The organism is Dechloromonas sp. H13, assembly GCF_009469615.1.
In the GTDB taxonomy this organism is placed as follows: domain Bacteria; phylum Pseudomonadota; class Gammaproteobacteria; order Burkholderiales; family Rhodocyclaceae; genus Azonexus.
This window is the reverse complement of sequence record NZ_SSXX01000002.1, coordinates 747,103-767,379: the sequence shown is the minus strand read 5'-3', so window position 1 is coordinate 767,379 and position 20,277 is coordinate 747,103. Positions and strand designations below refer to the sequence as shown.

21 protein-coding genes and 1 pseudogene are annotated in these 20,277 nt (G+C 65.9%); 12 read left to right on the top strand and 10 right to left on the bottom strand.

All coding sequences use genetic code 11. The annotated features are described in order from the left end of the window. Window positions 1-382: pseudogene (locus GH660_RS08360) on the bottom strand (electron transfer flavoprotein subunit beta/FixA family protein); the annotation flags it as partial. Window positions 383-502: 120 nt separating this feature from the next. On the opposite strand from GH660_RS08360, the gene GH660_RS08355 reads away from it, so the two are divergent. After that, complete coding sequence (locus tag GH660_RS08355) at window positions 503-1,105, top strand: TetR/AcrR family transcriptional regulator (protein WP_153146173.1); 603 nt, start codon at window positions 503-505, stop codon at window positions 1,103-1,105. Here GH660_RS08355 and GH660_RS08350 read toward each other — a convergent pair. From GH660_RS08350 to GH660_RS08315, 8 genes are all read right to left on the bottom strand, one after another. After that, window positions 1,102-1,701 carry an ABC-type transport auxiliary lipoprotein family protein gene (locus tag GH660_RS08350; RefSeq protein ID WP_153146172.1) on the bottom strand — a complete coding sequence of 200 codons (600 nt, stop codon included), beginning with the start codon at window positions 1,699-1,701 and terminating at the stop codon, window positions 1,102-1,104. The genes GH660_RS08355 and GH660_RS08350 overlap by 4 nt on opposite strands. Window position 1,702: 1 nt before the next feature. Further along, entirely contained in the window at window positions 1,703-2,629 is a 927-nt protein-coding gene (locus tag GH660_RS08345; RefSeq protein ID WP_153146171.1) for an MlaD family protein, read from the bottom strand. A gap of 9 nt (window positions 2,630-2,638) precedes the next feature. Beyond that, window positions 2,639-3,400: an ABC transporter ATP-binding protein gene (locus GH660_RS08340; protein ID WP_153146170.1), complete on the bottom strand. Its 762-nt coding sequence runs from the start codon at window positions 3,398-3,400 to the stop codon at window positions 2,639-2,641. Further along, entirely contained in the window at window positions 3,397-4,503 is a 1,107-nt protein-coding gene (locus GH660_RS08335; protein ID WP_153146169.1) for an ABC transporter permease, read from the bottom strand. Before GH660_RS08335 ends, GH660_RS08340 begins: the two co-directional genes overlap by 4 nt. Next, on the bottom strand, window positions 4,500-6,002 hold the full coding sequence (ppx, locus tag GH660_RS08330; RefSeq protein WP_153146168.1) for an exopolyphosphatase: 1,503 nt from the start codon (window positions 6,000-6,002) through the stop codon (window positions 4,500-4,502). Before ppx ends, GH660_RS08335 begins: the two co-directional genes overlap by 4 nt. Window positions 6,003-6,133: 131 nt before the next feature. After that, window positions 6,134-8,026 carry a propionate--CoA ligase gene (locus GH660_RS08325; RefSeq protein ID WP_153146167.1) on the bottom strand — a complete coding sequence of 631 codons (1,893 nt, stop codon included), beginning with the start codon at window positions 8,024-8,026 and terminating at the stop codon, window positions 6,134-6,136. A 48-nt stretch (window positions 8,027-8,074) separates the two neighbouring features. Next, window positions 8,075-9,205, bottom strand: coding sequence for a diguanylate cyclase (locus GH660_RS08320; protein ID WP_153146166.1), 1,131 nt, complete (start codon window positions 9,203-9,205; stop codon window positions 8,075-8,077). After that, window positions 9,195-10,190 carry an oxidoreductase gene (locus GH660_RS08315; RefSeq protein WP_153146165.1) on the bottom strand — a complete coding sequence of 332 codons (996 nt, stop codon included), beginning with the start codon at window positions 10,188-10,190 and terminating at the stop codon, window positions 9,195-9,197. The genes GH660_RS08320 and GH660_RS08315 overlap by 11 nt, the downstream gene beginning before the upstream one ends. A 115-nt stretch (window positions 10,191-10,305) precedes the next feature. On the opposite strand from GH660_RS08315, the gene GH660_RS08310 reads away from it, so the two are divergent. Both GH660_RS08310 and GH660_RS08305 read left to right on the top strand, forming a co-directional pair. Beyond that, window positions 10,306-10,815 carry a C40 family peptidase gene (locus GH660_RS08310; RefSeq protein WP_153146164.1) on the top strand — a complete coding sequence of 170 codons (510 nt, stop codon included), beginning with the start codon at window positions 10,306-10,308 and terminating at the stop codon, window positions 10,813-10,815. Between the two features lie 124 nt (window positions 10,816-10,939). Beyond that, entirely contained in the window at window positions 10,940-11,956 is a 1,017-nt protein-coding gene (locus GH660_RS08305) for a Fe(3+) ABC transporter substrate-binding protein (protein WP_153146163.1), read from the top strand. 42 nt (window positions 11,957-11,998) lie between these two features. On the opposite strand, the gene GH660_RS08300 is transcribed toward GH660_RS08305, so the two are convergent. After that, window positions 11,999-13,633 carry an iron ABC transporter permease gene (locus tag GH660_RS08300; protein ID WP_153146162.1) on the bottom strand — a complete coding sequence of 545 codons (1,635 nt, stop codon included), beginning with the start codon at window positions 13,631-13,633 and terminating at the stop codon, window positions 11,999-12,001. Between the two features lie 30 nt (window positions 13,634-13,663). Between GH660_RS08300 and GH660_RS08295 the strand changes: the two genes are divergently transcribed. From GH660_RS08295 to GH660_RS08255, 9 genes are all read left to right on the top strand, one after another. Beyond that, window positions 13,664-14,812, top strand: coding sequence for an ABC transporter ATP-binding protein (locus GH660_RS08295; protein ID WP_153146161.1), 1,149 nt, complete (start codon window positions 13,664-13,666; stop codon window positions 14,810-14,812). A gap of 16 nt (window positions 14,813-14,828) precedes the next feature. Next, window positions 14,829-15,533 (top strand): leucyl/phenylalanyl-tRNA--protein transferase, encoded by a 705-nt coding sequence (aat, locus tag GH660_RS08290; protein WP_153146160.1) that lies wholly within the window; start codon window positions 14,829-14,831, stop codon window positions 15,531-15,533. Between the two features lies 1 nt (window position 15,534). After that, the gene (locus GH660_RS08285; RefSeq protein WP_153146159.1) at window positions 15,535-16,281 is read left to right on the top strand and encodes an arginyltransferase; all 747 of its coding nucleotides are present in this window, start codon (window positions 15,535-15,537) and stop codon (window positions 16,279-16,281) included. Then, complete coding sequence (locus tag GH660_RS08280; RefSeq protein ID WP_153146158.1) at window positions 16,278-16,958, top strand: YbaY family lipoprotein; 681 nt, start codon at window positions 16,278-16,280, stop codon at window positions 16,956-16,958. Before GH660_RS08285 ends, GH660_RS08280 begins: the two co-directional genes overlap by 4 nt. Before the next feature lie 85 nt (window positions 16,959-17,043). Further along, on the top strand, window positions 17,044-18,207 hold the full coding sequence (locus GH660_RS08275; RefSeq protein WP_153146157.1) for an NnrS family protein: 1,164 nt from the start codon (window positions 17,044-17,046) through the stop codon (window positions 18,205-18,207). Continuing rightward, window positions 18,191-18,589 (top strand): hypothetical protein, encoded by a 399-nt coding sequence (locus tag GH660_RS08270; RefSeq protein ID WP_153146156.1) that lies wholly within the window; start codon window positions 18,191-18,193, stop codon window positions 18,587-18,589. The genes GH660_RS08275 and GH660_RS08270 overlap by 17 nt, the downstream gene beginning before the upstream one ends. A gap of 2 nt (window positions 18,590-18,591) precedes the next feature. Then, entirely contained in the window at window positions 18,592-19,566 is a 975-nt protein-coding gene (locus tag GH660_RS08265; protein ID WP_153146155.1) for a CapA family protein, read from the top strand. 49 nt (window positions 19,567-19,615) lie between these two features. Beyond that, window positions 19,616-19,852 carry a CopG family transcriptional regulator gene (locus GH660_RS08260; protein ID WP_194266256.1) on the top strand — a complete coding sequence of 79 codons (237 nt, stop codon included), beginning with the start codon at window positions 19,616-19,618 and terminating at the stop codon, window positions 19,850-19,852. Then, on the top strand, window positions 19,849-20,247 hold the full coding sequence (locus GH660_RS08255; RefSeq protein ID WP_153146153.1) for a type II toxin-antitoxin system VapC family toxin: 399 nt from the start codon (window positions 19,849-19,851) through the stop codon (window positions 20,245-20,247). The genes GH660_RS08260 and GH660_RS08255 overlap by 4 nt, the downstream gene beginning before the upstream one ends. The last annotated feature ends 30 nt before the right edge of the window (window positions 20,248-20,277 follow it).

Below are 20,277 nucleotides of genomic sequence, written 5' to 3'. Positions count from 1 at the left end.
CGGTCTGGTTGGCGTCGTCGTCGATGGCTTGCTTGCCGCAGATGACGAGTTGCGGGGCTTCCTTGTCGCACAGCGCCTTCAGGAGCTTGGCGACGGCCAGCGGCTGGAGGTCGACGTCGGTTTCGACCAGGATGCCGCGGTCGGCACCGATGGCCATGGCGGTGCGGAGCGTCTCCTGGCAGGCGGCGACGCCGCACGAGACCGCCACCACTTCCGTGGCAATCCCCGCTTCCTTCAGACGCACGGCTTCTTCCACCGCAATCTCGTCGAACGGGTTCATGCTCATCTTGACGTTCGCGAGATCCACCCCCGAACCGTCCGCCTTCACCCGGACCTTCACGTTGTAGTCAATCACCCGCTTCACGGGTACCAGTATCTTCATGGGTCTCTCCTTTTTGGTCGGTCAATCTTCTTGTCGGCAATCCGTTTGACAGACACCGCAGCAATGCGCACAATGACCATACTGTGTCGTATGGAATGCATACGGTAGCGTATGGAAAAGATGTCTGTCAACCCCCCAATCAAGCCCCCCCGTCGCAAGCTGGCCGCACCGCGCACCCAGCTCGACCGCAGCAACTGGATCGAGAGCGCCATCGACGTTCTTGCCCGGGAGGGTGTCGCCGGCCTGCGCGTCGAGGTCCTGGCAAAACGCTGCGGGGTCACGAAGGGCAGTTTCTACTGGCACTTCAAGGATCGCCAGGACTTGCTGGCGGCCGTGCTCGAGCACTGGCGCGAAGGGCGGATCCGCGACATCGAGAAAATCACCACCGTTTCCCCGGGTCATGAACGCGACCAGCTCCATTTCGCGATCGAGGTCTATGGTGCCAGCCGCAACCGCAAGGGGATGTCGATCGAACTGGCGATGCGCGACTGGGCGCGCCATGATCCCCAGGCAGCGGCGGTCGTCGAAGCGGTCGATCTCTACCGGCTGGAATGCACGCGTAAGCTGTTCGTCGCCGCCGGCATGTCGGACGCGGAAGCCAAGAGCCGCAGCCTGCTGCTCTATGCCTGCGTCTTTGGACTGTCGCTGATGCATTACGCGCATTTCGACAACCATCTTGATGACCTGAAGCAGCGTATCGCCGAACGCATCGTGTCCGCCTAACCCAGGCAGGCGGCGGCCTCGCCGCCGCCCTTGAGGCGCTGTTCCCAGGCCAGAATATCGGCTACCAGCTGGTCGACCGCAGCCGTCAGCGCCGCGACACCACCCCGCGCATCGGGGCTCGGTGCCGGCTTCTCGATCCGCAGCTCGTAACCGGCCAGACTCCTGCGCGACCGATCGAGCAGTTGCACCCTGCCCTTGATCACGCCGTGACTGGTCGTCGGGGTATCGAAGATCTGGCTGAACTCGTCGATATCGATGCGCACGACGCAGCGCGTGCGCCCCTGGCCGGCCGGCATCAGCCCCAGTTGCTGGACCAGCCGCTGCTGCACCAGTTGCGCCGGCGGCCCCGCCCAGCGCGAGCGTGTGTAGTCGCGTAGCCGGCCGGGCTCGGCGTAGGCCAGGCGGTATTCGATGCCGAGCGAATCGAACCACAGCGGCGCCCGCACTTCGACCGCCAGTTCGCTGCGCTGCGTCGCCACCGACGACGCCGGCGGACCGAAGTCGTAGATCGCCAGGGCGCTGTCCCCGCCCCGCTTGCCGGTTCCATAACATGCCGCGAGAACGAGGCTGCAGACGACGATCAGGAAACGCCACATGTTAGCGCTCCCCACCGGCGGCAAAACCCGGCTCGCCCGGCCCTGGGGCAGCGGCCGGAACGCCGAAGACGAGGCCCTGCGGCGAGTCTTCGAGCAGGCGCAGAACCCGGCTCAGCTGCCGGGAAGTCGCCGAGAAATCCGCCGCCAGTTCGTTGAGCCTAGGCATCAGGGCCGAGGTGCCGCCGGCCGACGCATCGCCGATCGCCACGTCGAGCTTGTCGGTCGCCACCTGCATCTTGCCGATCAGAACCCGCGTGTCCGCGAGCAGCGGCGCGACGTCAGCGGCCGCTTTCGAAAGATTCTGCACATTCCGGTCGTCGAGCAGCTTGCGCACCTGGACCAGCGTCCCGTTGAGGTTTTCAAGCGCCGGCTTGAGGCTGCTGGAAGCCGCTTCCAGGTTGGCCAGCGTCGCCGAGAAACGGCGGCGATTCTCTTCGTTGAGCAAGGCATTGGCCGCCACCATGACGTCCTGCGCCTGGCGCAGGGCGGTGCCGCCGCTTTCGCCGAGTTCCTCGAGCAACGAGGGAATCATCGCGATGCGCGGCAGCTTGCCGTGCTCGGCGACCAGCGGCACCGGATTCTTGCCGCTGTCGAGCAGGAGAATGTGCGCGATACCGGTCACCCCCTGATAGGCCAGCTTGGCGACCGTTCCCTGGGTCAACGGGATGTCGTCGGCCACCGCGATCATGATCAGGATGTTGCTCGGGTCTTCCGGATCGAGTCGGATGTCGGTGACCTTGCCGACGCGTATCCCCCGGTACCTGACCTGCGCCTGAGGATTGAGGCCGCCGATGTTCTGCTTGGTGACGACGACGTATTCCCGCTGATGGTCCTCGCTACCGCGCAGCCAGACCAGCGCGATCAGGGCTGCGGCACCGAGCAGAAGCGCGAACAGTCCGGCGACCAGGGCGTGCGACTTGTTTTCCATCGACGATTCCTACAACACCTTCGTTTGCCCGCCGCCACGGAAGGCGGCGACCAGGGGATGATCTCCGGCCATGACATCGGCAAGCGGCCCGAACTCGACGATCCGCTGCTCGGCCAGCACCGCGACGTGCGTCGCCAGCCTGGCCAGCGTATCGAGATCGTGCGTCACCATGATCACGGTCAGGCCGAGCTCGCGCTGCAACTCGCGGAGCAAGTCGGCAAAGCTGCGGCTGCGATCGGGATCGAGCCCGGCCGTCGGTTCGTCCAGCAACAGCAATTCCGGCTCGAGCGCCAGCGCACGGGCCAGCGCCACGCGCTTGACCATGCCGCCGGACAGCTCGGCAGGCATCAGTTTGCCATGTCCGGGCTCGAGTTCAACCATCGCCAGCTTGAGATGGACCAGACGGCGAATCCAGTCGTCGTCCAGACACTTCAGTTCGCGCAATGGAAAGGCGATGTTGTCGAAGACCGGCAGCGCCGAAAAGAGCGCCCCGCCCTGGAACAACATGCCGAGCCGTCGCAACATGGCCCGTTGGGCGACGGGATGCGCAACCGCGAGATCCTCGCCGAACAGGTTGACGCTTCCCGCAGCCGGTCTCAGCAGGCCGAGAATCTGGCGTAGCAGCGTCGTCTTGCCGCTTCCCGAGCCGCCGATCAGGCCGACGATCTGCCCGGCCATGACCCGCAGGTCGAGATCGCGATGCACGTAACGGTCGCCGATCAGGGTGCTGAGCCCGCGCATCTCGACCACCGCCGACGTCGCACCGTTCATAGCTGGGGAATGCCCATGTTGCGGGTCATGATCGCGAACACCGCGTCGACCAGGATCACCAGCGTGATCGCCGTCACCACCGAGGTCGTCGTGTTGGCCGACAGGCTCTCGGTGTTCGGCTTGACGCGCAAGCCGAAATGACAGGCGACCCAGGCAATGATGAAGCCGAATACCAGGCCCTTGCCGAGGCCGATGACGAGATTGGCGACCGGCACCGCGCGCTGCAGGTTCTCGACGAAATAGGCGAAGGGAATGCCCAGTTGCAACAGGGCCGACACCATGCCGCCCAGCAGGGCGATCGCCGAAGCCCAGAGCACGAGGAGCGGCATGACTGCGGTCAACGCCAGCAACTTGGGCAAAACCACGCGAATGCTGCGCGATACGCCCATCGCCGACAGGGCATCGATTTCCTCGGTAACGCGCATCACGCCAATCTGCGCCGTCATCGCCGAACCCGAGCGGCCGGCGACCAGCACGGCCACCAACACCGGGCCCAGTTCGCGAATGATCGAGATGCCGAGGATGTTCACGATGAATACGTCGGCCCCGAAATTGCGCAACTGGAGCGCCGACAGATAACTGATCGTGACGCCGATCAGGAAGCCGACCAGCGCCGTGACCGGCAGGGCCATCGCGCCCGCCTTGTAGATGTTGGCGGCGATTTCCCGCCACGGGATTTCCGACGGATGCAGCACGAGATGGCCGAGGTCGAGCAGCATCTGGCCATAGAGGATTATCAGCGCCCGCAGGTTGTCGAGCAGGGCGAGCACCAGATAGCCCAACCGCACGACCGGCCCGGATGTAGGTGATGCAGCGACGGTCGCGGCCGGCGCCATGGTCGCCGCCCGCTCGAGCGCTCGCCGGTGCATCTCCGAAACCACCAGATCGCGCGGCCAGCTTTCGTTCCAGGTGCGCCAGAGCAGGACGGCCGCGGCACTGTCGAGCCGGCTGACGGACGACAGATCCCATGGCAGGCCTGCCAGCCGGCCGCCGGCCAGTTGCGCCTCCACTTCCCTCAATTGCGGCACCAGCGCAGCCAGCGTCCATTCTCCGGACAGAACGACCCTCCCCGACTCGACTTGCAGACGGGGAGACGGACTCACGCAACCTTCCTCGCCGTTCTCGACTTGACGATGTAATCGCGCCCGCTCTGCCGCCACACCGCCGCCTCTTCGCCGAGCGCGGCCGCCGTCCACGGATTTGCGGACAGCCAGTCGGCCGGCAGTTCGAGCTGGAAGCCGTTCGCCAGCGCCTTGACGCGCCAGGCCGGCAGGGCCCGGTCGTCGCGGGTGCGATGGAGCAGGACGGCCAGACGCAGGCAGAAAATGAGCCGCCAGGCACTGTCGACCGCAGGAAGCCCTCCCAGCTTTTCAAGCTTGCCGCGGTGGCCGAGCACCAGCATGGCGAGGCGCGCCTGATCCTTCTTGGAAAAGCCCGGCATGTCGGCGAAGGTCAGGATGTAGGCGCCATGCTTGTGGTATGCGTTATGCGCCACCGAGATGCCGATCTCGTGCATGCGCGTCGCCCACGACAGGAACTGCACGTCGGCCTCGGCCGGCGAACCCTCGGCGAGTTGCGTCAGGGCCGACAGGGCGGTCGCTTCGACGCGCTCGACCTGGTCGCCCTCGACCTGGTAGCGGCGGCGAAACTGCGCCACGGTCGAATCGCGCATGTCGTGGTGGTGGAAGCGCCCAAGCAGGTCGTAGAGGACGCCCAGGCGCAAGGCGCCGTCGGCGTAGGTCATGCGCTCGATGCCCAGTTCCTCGAAGATCGCCGACATGATGGCGATACCGCCCGGCAGCACCGGCAGGCGATCCCCCTTGACCCCGGGCAGATCGAGCGCTTCGGCCGAGCCGGCCTTGATCAGCAGGGCGCACAGCCGGTCCAGACCCTCGCGGGTGATGCCGCTCTCGCCGTTCGGGTTCAGGGCGTTCATTTCCAGCACGTCGGCAATCGCCCGCGCCGAACCCGAGGAACCGACCGCCTCCTTCCAGCCCAGGCGATGGTAGTCGTGGGCAATCAGTTCGATTTCCTTGGCCGCGGCGATCTGCGCTTCGCGCAGGCGCTTCCTGTCGATCCGGCGATCGGGGAAGAAACGCAGCGTGTAGCTGACGCATCCCATGTAGAGCGATTCCATCAGCTGCGGCTCGTGCCGCTTGCCGATGATGAACTCGGTCGACCCGCCGCCGATATCTACGACCAAGCGCTTGTGGGTAGCCATCGGCAGGGAATGCGAAGCGCCGATGTAGATCAGGCGCGCCTCTTCGCGGCCAGCAATGACCTCGATCGGAAAGCCCAGCGCCTCTTCCGCCAGCGGCAGGAATTCGGGGGCATTCTTGGCCACGCGCAGGGTATTGGTCGCCACCGCGCGCACCGCCCCGCGATCGAGTCCGCCCAAGCGCTCGCCGAAACGCCGCAGGGCTTCCAGCGCCCGAGTCTGCGCCGCGTCGTCCAGGCGCTTGTCCGCCGTCAGGCCGGAAGCCAGACGCACCGGCTCCTTGAGTGAGTCCAGCGGATAGATCTGGTCATCGACGACGCGCCCGACCTGCAGGCGGAAGCTGTTGGAGCCCAGATCGACAGCGGCGACGGTTTCGTAAATCATCGGCTTGCGGCGACCGTAAAGGTAGAACTGGCCAGCATTCTACCATTCCGCCCCGCCTGCCAGACCGGCAATATGGACGTAAAAAACCCGCCGACAAATGCCGGCGGGTTCTCGCAGAAACTACGCGCCGCTTAGCTGGCCAGCGCGTTCTTGATCTGCTCCAGCGTGGACGGATCCTCGATGGTCGTCAGATCGCCCGGATCGCGGCCTTCCGCCAGCGCCTGCAGCGAGCGGCGGAGCATCTTGCCGGAACGGGTCTTGGGCAGACCGGTGACGAAATGCACGCGGGCCGGGCGGGCGATGGCACCGAGGATGCCGTCGACCGTGCCCATGACTTCCTTCTCCAGCGCCTTGACCAGCTCGGGCGTCGCCACCTTCGAGGCATCCTTGACGACAGCGAAGGCCATCGGCATCTGGCCCTTCAGCTTGTCCTCGACGCCAACCACGGCAACTTCGGCGATCGCGGTGTGCGCCTGGATCGCCTCCTCGATCTCGCGGGTGCCCAGACGGTGGCCGGCGACGTTGATGACGTCGTCGGTGCGGCCGAGGATGGTGAAGTAACCTTCGTCATCCTTGATCGCCCAGTCATACGAAGAGTAGACCTGCGGCTCCTTGAACAGCGTGAAGTAGGTCGACACGAAACGATCGTCCTGGCCCCACACCGTGGACAGGCAGCCCGGCGGAAGCGGCGGGATGACGGCGGCGATGCCCTTTTCGTTCGGGCCGCACTCGGAACCGTCCTCGCGGAAGATCTTCAGGTTATAGCCATAGACCGGGAAGGAGGGCGAACCGAACTTGATCGGCGTCTTTTCGACGCCGTGCAGGGCAGCCAGCATGGGCCAGCCGGTTTCGGTCTGCCAGTAGTTGTCGATCACCGGCTTGTTCAGTTCGCTCTGGAACCACTCGTGCGTCGGCTGGTCGAGCGGTTCGCCGGCCATGAAGATGTGCTTGAGCGAGGACAGATCGTACTTGTGCATGTATGCCGGATCCTGCTTCTTGAGGACGCGGGCGGCGGTCGGCGCCGAGAACATGACGTTGACCTTGTACTTCTCGACGATCTGCCACCAGATGCCCGGATCCGGGCGCAGCGGCGTGCCTTCGTACATGATGGTCGCCATGCCGGCGATCAGCGGGCCGTAGATGATGTAGGAGTGGCCGACCACCCAGCCGATGTCGGAGGTCGAGAAATAGGTCTCGCCTTCGCCGCCGCAATAGATGTGCTTCATCGACGAAGCGAGGGCCACGGCGTAGCCGCCGGTGTCGCGCTGCACGCCCTTCGGCTTGCCGGTGGTGCCGGAGGTGTAGAGGATGTAGGACGGCTCGGAGGATTCCAGCCATTCGCACTCGACCTTGGCGTCGATGAACTGGGTACGCAAGGTGGCGTAGTCGACATCGCGACCTTCGACCTTGTTGAAGCCCTTGTCCAGACCGCGGTCGATCATCAGCACCTTGGCCGGCTTGTGCTCGGCCAGTTCGATGGCTTCATCGAGCAGATGCTTGTAGGGCACGGCCTTGCCGCCGCGCATGCCGGCATCGGACGAGACGATCAGGGTCGGCTTGGCGTCGTCGATGCGGGTGGCCAGCGAACCGGAAGCGAAGCCGCCGAACACCACCGAGTGGATGGCACCGATGCGGGTCGCAGCGAAGATCGCGAATGCGGCCTGGGCGATCATCGGCATATAGATCAGGACGCGGTCGCCCTTCTTGACGCCGAGGCTCTTGTAGATCGCCGCCATGCGCTCGACTTCGCGCTGCAACTCGGCGAACGAGTAGATCACCTCCTCGTTGGTTTCCGTCGAGATGTAGATCAGCGCGCGGTCATTCGGACGCTTGGCCGCATGACGGTCGATCGCGTTGTAGCAAAGGTTGGTCTTGCCGCCGACGAACCATTTGGCAAATGGCGGGCGGGAGAAATCGCACACCTGGGTGAACGGCTCCTTCCAGTCGATGAGCTTGGCCTGTTCCGTCCAGAACTCATCCGGCTTTTCGATGGAAAACTGGTGAAACTCCTTGTACGTCGTCATAAGACTTCCTCTAGCTTGGTTTTCCTGCACACACAGAGAATTGCCGGACTAATTGTTATGGTTTGCCCGGTCACGTAAGCGGCGTTCGATCTCTGCCATCGGCAGATTCAACCCCAAATCCTGATTCATCAAATGCAGCAGCGGCAGCAACTCGATGCCGAGCTGCCCGAGATGCGGCCGCACCACCTCGCCGCGCCGCGCGGCCAGCAGTTCCAGCGCGCGTTGCAGCTTGATCTGCCGCAGCTTCGCCGGATCGCCGGCACCGGACACGATCCGGTTGCCGCCCGCCCGCATCGCCTCGTGCATGCGCTGGGCTGCCAGTTCCAGCAGCGCCAGCGCCGAGGTCGCGGCATCCGCGGGAATGCTGGCAACGCCGATGCTCACCGTCAGCGAAACCGGTTGCCCCTGGGCCGGCACATTGGCAACCTCGACCGCTTCCCGCACCCGCTCGGCGAAGCCGGTAAACAACAGGAGCGACGTTCCCGGCGCGACGATCGCGAACTGCCCGGGCGCGAAATGCCCAAGACTGTCTTCCTGACGGATCTTGCCCGCCAGCATCTTGGCGAAACGCGTGCCGACACGCTCCGCAAGATCCGGCCCGAGCCGCTCGCAGACCTGATCGAAGGCGTCGAAGCCGAGGACCATGATGCACAGGTCGACGCCGGAGCGCGTGGCATGCGACATCGCCTGCGCCGCCTGGTGCTCCAGGTACTTCCGCGAAAAGAGGCCGCTGCCGGGATCCTGCACCATGCTCTCGCGTCCGGCTTCGATACCTTCCCGCGCCGCGGAAAGCGCCAGCAGGTTGGTCAGCCGGGTCAGGATCTCGGTGCTGCCCGCCCCCTTGGTGACGAAGTCCGAAACCCCCAGCTGCCGCGCACGCTCGCGCTCCGCTTCGGTTTCCTCGCCGGAAACGACAATGAAGGGCATTTCCTGCAGACGCCGCTGCTTCGAGGCGCGCACCCGCTGCAGCAACCCGAAGCCGTCGAGCTTGGGCATCTGCAGGTCGGAAATCACCGCCTTGATCGAATGATCGAGAATCAGCTGCTGCCAGGCCGATTCGCCATCGCCCTCCTCGCGGACGTCGAACTGCCCCTTCAGGTTCCTGACCAGCGCCATGCGCACCAGGCGCGAGTCGTCGACCACCAGAATACGCTGCAACTCGGCCATCTCAGTTGCCACCGATCTCGACGACGACACGCCCCTTGGCGCGCCCGGCAATGTATTCGTCGAAGGTCGCCGGCAGGTCGGCGAAGGCGATCCGGCGCGACATCATCGCCAGATGCGGCGGCCGCATGTCGCTGGCCAGACGCTGCCAGACACCGCTGCGATACGGCTCGCGGATGTAACCGGAATCGACGCCGAGCAGCGAGACGCCGCGCAGGATGAAGGGCGCCACGGTCGTGTTGAGGCTCATGCTGGCGGCCAGGCCGATGCTGGCGATGGTTCCGCCCTGCGCCATGGTGCTGGCGATCCAGGCGAGAATGTCGCCCCCCAGGTTGTCGACCGCACCCGCCCAGCGCGCCTTGTCGAGCGGACGGATCTTCGCCAGATCGAGGTCGCCGCGCAGCATCACCTCGGCGGCACCCAGGCTGCGCAGGTAATCGGCCTCGCTCGCCTTGCCGGTCAGCGCGACCACGTGATAACCGAGCTTGGCCAGGATATCGACCGCCAGGCTGCCGACGCCACCCGTCGCCCCGGTGACGATGACCGGACCGTTTGCCGGCGTCAGCCGGTTCTCTTCCATGCGCACGACCGCCAGGGCGGCAGTGAAGCCGGCCGTCCCGAGCGCCATCGCGTCATACAGTGACAGCCCGGCCGGCAGCGGGACCACCCAGTCGCCAGGCACGCGGGCAATTTCGGCGTAACCGCCATGATGCGCGACACCGATGTCGAAACTGGTCGCGATGACCGGATCGCCCACCTTGAAGCGCGGGTCGGCGCTCGCCATGACGGTGCCGGACAGGTCGATGCCGCCGACGCACGGGAAGCGGCGGATGATCTTGCCGGCTCCGGTCGCCGCCAAGGCATCCTTGTAATTCACACTCGAATAGGCGACGCGAATGGTCACCGAACCGGGGTCCAGCCGGCTTTCGTCCAGCGTCGCAAAACCGCTGCAAACCTTGCCGTCGCGTTCCTCAATTAGCAGTGCCTTGAAGGAATCCATTGTTTTCCTCGCTCCTCGGAAGGGAAATTGTATTCATAATTACAGCCAATGAACATAGTCAGCCAACTTTTCATTCTCTTTACAGCATGTAAGTTTTCGCTTACATTCAAACCCTATGCGTAAATTCCTACCCACCCTTTTCCTCGCCGTCGCCTGCACATCCGCCAGTATCACCGCCACCGCCACCGAACAGGTCCGCAAGGGCGAAGAGCAGCAGCCTTCCTTTTTCGAGCGCTACACCAATGCCGCTCAGGACGTGATCCTGCAGGGCCTCAAGCTGGTGGGCGTCCGTTACCGCTTCGGCGGCAACGATGAGGATGCCGGCCTCGACTGCAGCGGCTTCGTTCGTCTGGTCTTCAAGAACAGCCTGGGCGCCCAGTTGCCGCGCACGGCTGCCGAAATGAGCCAGGTCGGCCAGCGTATCGATACCACCCAGTTGAAGCCCGGCGACCTGGTGTTCTTCAACACCATGCGCCGCACCTTCTCGCATGTCGGCATCTATCTCGGCGACAACCACTTCCTGCACGCGCCGCGCACCGGTGCCGAAGTCCGCGTCGAAAGCATGGAAGACAGCTACTGGATCAAGCGTTACAACGGTGCCCGACGGATCATCGAAGGGAACTGAACGAATGATGCGGCGGATTCGCCGCATTTTTTTCGCCAAATTTCAATAACAATTCTCATTTACTTGGCCGGAAGCGGCCGCTAGAATTCGTTCGTCACCACACAAGCAAACGGAGTCCTGCAGCATGAAATCCTTAGCCCGCCTGGCCATCGCCGCGCTCGTTCCCCTGGCGTTCGCCGCCCATGCCGACGAGAAGGTGCTCAACCTCTACTCGGCGCGCCACTACCAGACCGACGAAGCGCTCTATGCCAACTTCACCCAGCAGACCGGGATCAGGATCAACCGCATCGAAGGCAAGGAAGACGAACTGCTTGAACGCATCAAGAACGAAGGCAGCAACAGCCCCGCCGACGTCTTCCTGACCGTCGACGCCGCACGCCTGGCCAAGGCCCACGAACTGGGGCTGTTCACGCCGGTCAATTCGAAGATCCTGGACACGCGGATTCCCGCCAACCTGCGCACCGACGACTGGTTCGCCTTCTCGAAGCGCGCGCGGGTCATCGTGTACAACAAGGCCGGGGTCAAGGTGGAAGAGGTCCAGACCTACGACGACCTCGCCAACCCGCGGCTCAAGGGCAAGCTCTGCTCGCGCTCCGGCTCCCATCCCTACAACCTTTCCCTGATGGCCTCGGTCATCGCCCACGAAGGTGAAGCCAAGGCCGAGGCTTGGGCCCGGGGCATGGTGGCCAACTTCGCGCGCGCCCCGAAAGGCGGCGACACCGACCAGATCAAGGCCGTCGCCGCCGGCGAATGCGGCGTCGCATTGTCCAATACCTACTACGTCGCCCGCCTGATGCGGTCGACCAAGCCGGAAGACGTAAAAACGATGGAAAAGGTCGGCATTGTCTGGCCCAACCAGGCCACCACGGGCACCCACATCAACGTTTCCGGTGGCGGCGTGCTGAAGACGGCCCCGCACCGGGAGGCCGCCGTCAAATTCCTCGAATACCTCGCTTCCGACGATGCCCAGCGCTATTTCGCCGACGGCAACAACGAGTGGCCGGTAGTCGAGAGCGTCAAGGTGAACAATCCGGCGCTCGAGGCCCTGGGCAAGTTCAAGGCCGATCCCCTGCCGATCGCCAAACTGGCGATGTACCAGATCAAGGCGCAGATGATCTTCGACCGCGCCGGCTTCAAGTAAGCGCGCAATTCGCCAGCGACACCCCGCCGCGGCGGGGTGTTTTCATTTACGCGCCCGCGACACCTGCCGCGACAGCGCGATCAGTGGCAACAGGCCGACCACGACGATGGCCAGCGAGGCGGTCGACGCCTCGGCCAGGCGTTCGTCGGAAGCCAGCGTGTAGGTCTGGGTGGCCAGCGTGTCGAAATTGAAGGGGCGCATCACCAGCGTCGCCGGCAGCTCCTTCATGACATCGACGAAGACCAGCAAGCCGGCGGTGAACAGGCTGCCGCGCAGCATCGGCGCATGCACGCGGCGCAGCGTTTCGCCCTGCCCCAGCCCCAGGCAGCGCGCCGCGTCGTCCATGTTCGGCGTGATCTTGGCCAAGCTCGACTCGACGGTATGCAGCGCCACCGCCAGGAAGCGCACGAGGTAGGCATAAATCAGCGCCGCGATGCCGCCCGTCAGCAGCAGCCCCGGGTTGCTGCCGAACCATTGCTCCCACTGGCCGGCCAGCCAGGTATCGAAGCGAGTTACCGGAATCAGCACGCCGACCGCGATGACGGCGCCAGGCACCGCGTAGCCGAGCCCGACCAGACGGTTGAGGCCGCTCGCCAGCGTGCTTTTCGACAGACGCGCGCCGTAGGCCATCAGCAGCGCCAGCAGGACGCCGATGCCTGCGGTGATGCCGGCGAGCAGGAAGCTGTTGCGCGACAGCGTCAGGAAACGCGCCCCGAACTGGGCATCGCCCTCGGTCAGCGCCATCTTGAGCAACAGTGCAGCCGGCAACACGAAGCCCAGCACCAGCGGCATGGCGCAGACGACGACGGCCAGCGTCGCCGCCGGCCGGCCGAGGCGGGCACCGGCCAGCGGCCGATTGCGGCCGGTGGTGTTGTGGTAGCGGGCGCGGCCGCGCGAAATGCGCTCGACCATCAGCAGGAAGAGGACGAAGGACAGCAGCATCGCCGCCAGCTGTGCCGCCGCGACGCGGTCGCCGAGCGAGAACCAGGCGCGGTAGATCCCTGTCGTGAAGGTGTTGACCGCGAAATATGCGACGGTGCCGTAGTCGGCCAGCGTTTCCATCAGCGCCAGCGCGATGCCGGCGGCGATGGCCGGCCGCGACAGCGGCAGCGACACCGCGAAGAAGGCGCGCCACGGCCCCATGCCGAGGGTACGCGCCGCCTCCAGCATGCCACTCGCCCGCTCCAGGAAGGCCGCGCGCGCCAGCAGGTAGACATAGGGGTAGAGAACGCAGACGAACATCAGGATGGCGCCCGGCAGCGTCCGGATGTCGGGAAACCAGTAGTCGCCGTGCTGCCAGCCGAAGGTCTCGCGCAGGGCCGACTGCACCGGGCCGACGAACTGCAGGAAATCGGTATAGACGTAGGCCATGACGTAGGCCGGCATGGCCAGCGGCAGCACCAGCGCCCACTCGAAGATGCGACGGCCGGGAAAATCGTGCATCGCGGTCAGCCAGGCCGTCGTCACGCCCACGAGGGCGACCCCGAGCCCGACGCCCAGGCACAGCAGCAGCGAATTGACGATGTATTCCGGCAGCACCGTCTGCGCCAGATGCGACCATGTCGCGCTGGTCCCGCCGACAAAGATGTTGAGGCCGACGCTGGCCACCGGCAGCGCCGCCAGCAGGGCGACGAGGACGGCAACGGCGAGGAGCGGGGAATGATTGGCAGCGCGCATGACGATGAATGCGAATTATAATCGACCACCATGTCCCAACTTGAACTAAATGGCGTCATCCAGCGCTACGGCAGCCACACCGTCGTCGACGGCGTCAACTTCCGGCTGGAGTCCGGCCAGATCGCCTGCCTGCTTGGCCCCTCGGGCTGTGGCAAGACGACCCTGCTGCGCTGCATCGCCGGTTTCGAGGAAATCGCCGGCGGCGAGATTCGCCTGCACGGCGCCGTGGTCAGCAGCGCCGGCAGGCGCGTGGCGCCGGAAAAGCGGCGCATCGGCATGGTCTTCCAGGACTACGCCCTCTTCCCGCACCTCACCGTCGAGCAGAACGTCGCCTTCGGGCTCGGCCGCCAGCCTGGGGAGGAAGCCCACCTGCGTGTCCGCCAGCTGCTCGCCACCGTCGGCCTGCACGGCCAGGGCGACAAGTATCCGCACGAACTCTCCGGCGGCCAGCAGCAGCGCGTCGCCTTGGCCCGTGCGCTGGCGCCGCGCCCCGAACTGATCCTCCTCGACGAGCCCTTTTCCAACCTCGACGTCGGCCTGCGCGAGCGGCTCTCGGTCGAAGTGCGCGAAATCCTCAAGCGCGAGGGTTCGACCGCGATCATGGTCACTCACGACCAGCACGAGGCCTTCGCCATGGCCGACGAGATCGGGCTCATGTACGAGGGCCGCATCCAGCAGTGGGACGTTCCCTACAACCTCTACCACCGCCCGGCCAACCGCTTCGTCGCCGACTTCATCGGCCAGGGCGTGCTGATCGCCGGCGTCGTCGGGCCGAACAACAGCGTGCGCATGGAACTCGGCACGCTGACTTCCGACACGCCGGTCGAATGCCACGAGACCTGCACCGATTGCGACAACGGCTGCCGCGTCGACATCCTGCTGCGGCCCGACGACATCGTTCACGACGACAGCAGCCCGGTGCAGGCCGAAGTGCTGCACAAGGCCTTCCGCGGTGCCGACATCCTCTACACCCTGCGCCTGGCGAGCGGCACCGAAGTGCTGTCGCTGGTGCCCTCGCACCACAACCATGCCCTCGGCGAAAAGATCGGCATCCGGCTCGATGCCGACCACGTGATCGCCTTCAAGAAGCATGAGGAATGCGACGATCCGGAATGCGAAATCAGGTTGGAGCAGCACCCGAAGCCCATCACCTGGCTGGCCGAAGAGCGCCCCCGCTGATCGTCACGCACCGTCCATGATTCCCTTTCTCGGCCTGCTCGACCCCTTTCCGCCGGTCGAGACGACCCGCGAGGATATGGGTGGCCTGCTCGCCATCGGCAGCGACCTGTCGCCGGCGCGCCTGCTCGACGCCTACCTGAACGGGATTTTTCCGTGGGGCACCGTCGAGGGCTATCCGCTGTGGTACAGCCCCGATCCGCGCATGGTGCTGTTCCCCGATGAATTCCGCCTCCGCCGCTCGCTGCGCAAGACCCTGCGCGCCCGTGGCTACGAGGTGCGCCTCGACAGCGATTTTCCGGCAGTCATCGCCGGCTGCGCCGCCATGCCCCGCCCCGGCCAGGACGGCACCTGGATCACCGCCGAGATGATGGACGCCTACGTCCGCCTGCATGAACTCGGCTGGGCGCACTCGGTCGAAGTTTACGTAGAAGGCGATCTGACTGGCGGCTTGTACGGCTTGGCGATCGGCCGCATGTTCTATGGGGAATCGATGTTCTCGCGCCGCAGCAACGTTTCGAAGATCGCCTTCGCCCATCTGGTCCGTTACCTTCGTGCCCACGATTTCGGCATGATCGACTGCCAGATGCGGACCGCGCATCTGGCCTCGCTGGGCGGCCGCGAGATTCCCCGCGCCGATTTCCTCGCCCGCCTCGGCGAACTGACCTGCAGCCCGCATCCGCGCCACCGGTGGACGACCGACGGCCTCGACCTGGACTGGTGACATGGCCCTGCCCGACGATTCCGCGTTGCCCTTCTCGCTGCTCCAGTTCTACGCCACCTCGCCCTATCCGTGCAGCTACCTGCCCGACCGCGAGGCGCGCTCGCAGGTGGCGACGCCGACCCACCTGATCGACGCCGAGATCTACAGTACCCTCGTCCGCCACGGCTTCCGGCGCAGCGGCGCCTTCACCTACCGCCCGCGCTGCGACAACTGCCGGGCCTGCGTCCCGGTCCGCCTGCCGGTTTCCGAGCTGCGCCCGAACCGCGCCCAGCGCCGTGCCCTCAAGCGCCACGCCGGGCTCACCGTGCGCGAGCTGCCGCTGGCCTTCTTCGCCGAGCACTACGCCCTCTACACCCGCTACCAGAACGCCCGCCACGCCGGCGGCGGCATGGACGAGGACAGCCACGAGCAGTACGGGCACTTCCTCCTGCAAAGCCGGGTGGACACGCGGTTGATCGAATTCTCGGAAGGCGGCGCGGTACGCATGGTCAGCATCGTCGACGTGCTGGAAGACGGCCTGTCGTCCGTCTACACTTTCTTCGATCCCGACCTGCCGCACGCCAGCCTCGGCACCTACAACATCCTCTGGCAGGCCGCGCAGTGCGTCGCCCTCGGCCTGCCCTACCTCTATCTCGGCTACTGGATCGCCGACAGTCGCAAGATGGCCTACAAGTCGCGTTTCCGGCCCATCGAAGGGCTGCTCGACGGCCAGTGGCAAGCCCTTCAACTCACCGAATCCGACCAATGAACCTCCGCCTGATTCCGCTGTGCTGCCTCGCCTTCCTCCCGCTCGCCCATGCCGAAGGCGAACGTCTGACCTACACCTGCGACGACGGCAGCCGCTTCGACGTGGCATTTTCGGCCGACAGCGACGGTCGACCGCAGGCGAGCCTCCGCTTCGCCGGGCGCGAGATCACGCTGCCGCAAGTCGTGGCGGCCTCCGGCGCCTCGTACCGGAGCGGCGATGTCGTGCTGCACACCAAGGAAGAAAAGGCCCTGTTCAGCGACGGCAAGAGCCGGCTGCGCAGCTGCCAGCAGGCCGGCAGCACGCCGGCGGCGGCACAACCGGCCGCCGGCGCCTTCGTCGACATCGGCGGCAGCGTCGCCTGGACGGACGGCGCCCCCCTGCCGCCCGACGCCGTGCTGATCATCCGCGTCCAGGACACCGCGCGCACCGACGCGCCGGCCCTGACACTGGCTGAACAACGCATCGGCCTCGCCGGGCAGCAGGCGCCGCTCCCCTTCCGCCTCACCATCGACCGCGACCTGCTGCACAGGAACGCCGTCGTCACCGTCAGCGCCCGCATCGAACGTCGCGGCAGGCTGCTCTTCATCAACGACTCCGTCCATCCCGCCTTCGTCGACGGTCAACCGCGCCAGGTCGCCATGCAGTTGCGCCCGGTCGGCGCCGCCCCGGGGCGCTGAACCGCGCCGGTTGCGCTGGATCAAGGTCCGCCACCGGCGCGCCGTGCGACAGTCCACGCTCCGCATCCAGACAAGAAAACTCCCCGTGCTATCGCCCAAGCATCCCCTGTGGCTGGTCGGCTTCCGGCCCTTCTTCGCGCTCGCCTGCCTGGCCGGCCTCAGCCTGCCCATCCTCTGGATCCTCATCCTCAAGGGCGTCCTGCCCGCCCCGGCGCAGCGTTTCTCGCCGACCCAGTGGCACGCCCACGAAATGTTCTTCGGTTTCGGCTGGGCGGTGCTCGGCGGCTTTCTGCTGACGTCGACCAAGAACTGGGTCGGCGTCCGCGGCTATCACGGCGCCACGCTGATGTGGCTGGTCGCCGCCTGGCTGCTCGAACGTCTCGCCATGGGCTTCGGCGGCGACTGGCCGGCGCCACTCTTCCTGCTCGCCACCAACCTCTTCCTGCCTGGCATCGTCGCCCTGCTGCTCGCCACGCTGATCCGCCACCGTGCGACCGACAGCTACCGCCTCGACAACGGCTTCTTCCTCGTCATCCTGCCGCTGTTCTGGATCGCCAAGACGCTGCTCCTGCAGCCCGAGCATTTCAACACCGGCTGGAGCATGACCCTCGGCCTCTTCCGCGTCGCCTTCCTCGTCATGTTCGAGCGCACGCTGACGCAGTTCATGCGCGCCGCCTTCACTGTCGACATCCTGCGCAAACCGCCGCTCGACATGGCGATCAAGGGGCTCGCCGCCATCCTCGTCTTCGCCGCCCTGCTCCCCGCCGGGCTCGCGCACGGCCTCGAACTCCTGCTCGCCGTCCTGCTCCTCGGCCGCCTCGCCTTCTGGCATCCGCTCAAGGCCTGCACGCGGCTCGACATCGGTATCATGTTCCTCGGTTACCTGGCCATCGCCGCCCAGCTGCTGATCGACGCCCTGCCGCCGCCGGGCAGCCTCGGCTGGGTCGGCACCGTCTCGGTGCACGTCTTCACCTTCGGCGCCATGGGGCTCGTCATCCCGGCCATGTTGATCCGCATCGCCAACGGCCACACCGGGCGCAAGGTCGTGTTCACCCGCTACGACAAGACGGTGCTGTGGATCATGATCCTCGCCTTCTACCTGCGCCTGGTCGGTCCGCAGTTCGCCTCCGGCGCCTACCTGCGCTGGCTCGACCTCGCCGCCGCCTGCTGGTTCGCCGCCTTCGGCCTCCTCGCCTGGCGCTACATTCCCCGACTCCTGCAGGCGCGCGTCGATGGCCGCGAACACTGAACGCCGGCGGCGCGCCCTGCTGCTAGCCGCCGCGCTGGCGCCCCCGGCGCTCGCCGCCGACGTCGCCTGCCACCTGACCTACGGCGGCGAGGCGCGCACCATCAGCGCCCGGCCGACAACGGTCCCGCACGCCGTGGCACCGGCCGCCGTCGGCAGCTTCTTCCTGTTCCGCATCGTCTTCCGCCAGGAACCTGCCGACCTCGCCGGCATCAAGCTCTACACCTACGTCGACCGTGACGAGGGGCCGACCCTCATCCACCAGGCCAGCTATCCCTACCCGCCGCCGGCCGCGGTCCACGGCTTCACCGGGCGCCATCTCGTCTACGAACCGCTGCGCGACAGCGAACTGCAATACTGGTGCGAACTGAAGGACGCTTCCTGAAAATGGCCCGTTTTTTCCGGTCGACCGCAACCGTCGCCCTGTTCTGCCTGCTCGCCGGCGCGGCGCGCAGCGAGCCGGTCACCCTGCTCTTCGCCGGCGACCTCATGCTCGCCGACGGTCCCGGCCGGACCATCGCCGCCGGCGGCGACCCGCTCGCCCCCTTCGCCACCATCCTCGACGCCGCCGACTACCGCATCGCCAACCTCGAAGTCCCGATTGCCAGCGGCGGCCAGCCGCATCCCGCCAAGGTCGCCACCTTCCGCGCCGACCCGGGCGTTGTCGCCATCCTGCACGGGCGCTTCGACGCCGTCTCGCTCGCCAACAACCATTCCGGCGACTACGGCCACGCCGCCTTCGGTGAAACCATGCAGCACCTCGCCAACGCCGGCATCGCGTATTTCGGCGGCGGCCGCAATCTCGCCGAAGCGCACCAGCCGCTATGGATCGACAGGAACGGCCTGAAGATCGCCATCCTCGGCTACAACGAATTCAAGCCGCGCGCCTTCGAGGCCGGCGCCGACTGGCCCGGCGTCGCCTGGAGCGAGGACGAGCACGTCATCGCCGACATTCGCGCCGCCCGGGCCGCCGGCGCCGACCTCGTCATCCCCTTCATGCACTGGGGCTGGGAGAAGGAAACGCAGCCGAGCGAACGCCAGATGACCTTCGCCCGCCGCATGATCGAGGAAGGCGCCGCCCTCGTCGTCGGCAGCCACCCGCACGTCACCCAGGGCGCCGAAATCCACCAGGGCCGGCCCATCGTCTACAGCCTCGGCAACTTCGTCTTCGACGGCTTCGACTACCCGGAAGCCCAGCGCGGCTGGCTGCTCCGCGTCAAGCTCGACAAATCCGGCGTCCTCGCCTGGGAAACGCTCGCCGCGCAGATCGACGACGCCGGCACGCCGTGGCCGGTCGCCGGCGCGTTCACGCCTTGCGGGCGCGGGGGCGAGGAAATCGCGCTGGAATGCCAGAATCCTTGAATTCACTCCTCACCGAGTATAACATATAAACATGTTATATGGAGGCGCCATGAACTTCAACATCTATCTTGACGACGAAACCGGGCAGCAGTTAGCTGTCGCCGCCAAAGAAAGCGGCGAAAACCGCAATGCGCTGATCCGCCAGGCCGTTGCCGAATGGTTGGCACGGCATGGCAAACCGCAATGGCCTGAAACGGTACTCAATTTTCAAGGGATCGCCGACATGCCGGCCTTCGAGTCCAGCCGCGACCAATTGCCCCCACCGAGCAGCGACCCCCTGGCATGAAGTACCTCCTCGACACCTGCACGGTCAGCGACTTCGTCAAAGGCCAGAGCGGCGTCCTTGATCGCATCAAGGCCACCCCGCCCAGCCTGATCGCCGTCTCCGCCATCACCCGCATGGAGGTCGAATTCGGCCTTCGACTCAACCCGGAACGTGCCAGAAAACTCGGCCCGATCCTCGACAGCGTGTTCAATGCCATCACCACGCTGCCGCTCGACGAAGCGGACGCCATTGCCGCGGCCGGCATTCGCGCCGCCCTCCAGCGCAGGGGCCAACCCATCGGCCCATACGACATCCTGATTGCCGGCTGCGGCCTGGCGCGCGGGCTGATCGTCGTCACCTCGAACACCGGCGAATTCGAGCGCGTCAGCGGCCTCCTGCTCGAAAACTGGCGCTAAATCGGCGTCGACCGCAACCGGCGGGCTACA

Coding starts and splice junctions, on each gene's coding strand:
- GH660_RS08355 (WP_153146173.1), top strand. CDS start 503: ATGTCTGTCAACCCCCCAATCAAGCCCCCCCGTCGCAAGCTGGCCGCA.
- GH660_RS08350 (WP_153146172.1), bottom strand. CDS start 1,701: ATGTGGCGTTTCCTGATCGTCGTCTGCAGCCTCGTTCTCGCGGCATGT.
- GH660_RS08345 (WP_153146171.1), bottom strand. CDS start 2,629: ATGGAAAACAAGTCGCACGCCCTGGTCGCCGGACTGTTCGCGCTTCTG.
- GH660_RS08340 (WP_153146170.1), bottom strand. CDS start 3,400: ATGAACGGTGCGACGTCGGCGGTGGTCGAGATGCGCGGGCTCAGCACC.
- ppx (WP_153146168.1), bottom strand. CDS start 6,002: ATGATTTACGAAACCGTCGCCGCTGTCGATCTGGGCTCCAACAGCTTC.
- GH660_RS08325 (WP_153146167.1), bottom strand. CDS start 8,026: ATGACGACGTACAAGGAGTTTCACCAGTTTTCCATCGAAAAGCCGGAT.
- GH660_RS08315 (WP_153146165.1), bottom strand. CDS start 10,190: ATGGATTCCTTCAAGGCACTGCTAATTGAGGAACGCGACGGCAAGGTT.
- GH660_RS08310 (WP_153146164.1), top strand. CDS start 10,306: ATGCGTAAATTCCTACCCACCCTTTTCCTCGCCGTCGCCTGCACATCC.
- GH660_RS08305 (WP_153146163.1), top strand. CDS start 10,940: ATGAAATCCTTAGCCCGCCTGGCCATCGCCGCGCTCGTTCCCCTGGCG.
- GH660_RS08300 (WP_153146162.1), bottom strand. CDS start 13,633: ATGCGCGCTGCCAATCATTCCCCGCTCCTCGCCGTTGCCGTCCTCGTC.
- GH660_RS08295 (WP_153146161.1), top strand. CDS start 13,664: ATGTCCCAACTTGAACTAAATGGCGTCATCCAGCGCTACGGCAGCCAC.
- aat (WP_153146160.1), top strand. CDS start 14,829: ATGATTCCCTTTCTCGGCCTGCTCGACCCCTTTCCGCCGGTCGAGACG.
- GH660_RS08285 (WP_153146159.1), top strand. CDS start 15,535: ATGGCCCTGCCCGACGATTCCGCGTTGCCCTTCTCGCTGCTCCAGTTC.
- GH660_RS08280 (WP_153146158.1), top strand. CDS start 16,278: ATGAACCTCCGCCTGATTCCGCTGTGCTGCCTCGCCTTCCTCCCGCTC.
- GH660_RS08270 (WP_153146156.1), top strand. CDS start 18,191: ATGGCCGCGAACACTGAACGCCGGCGGCGCGCCCTGCTGCTAGCCGCC.
- GH660_RS08265 (WP_153146155.1), top strand. CDS start 18,592: ATGGCCCGTTTTTTCCGGTCGACCGCAACCGTCGCCCTGTTCTGCCTG.
- GH660_RS08260 (WP_194266256.1), top strand. CDS start 19,616: ATGAACTTCAACATCTATCTTGACGACGAAACCGGGCAGCAGTTAGCT.
- GH660_RS08255 (WP_153146153.1), top strand. CDS start 19,849: ATGAAGTACCTCCTCGACACCTGCACGGTCAGCGACTTCGTCAAAGGC.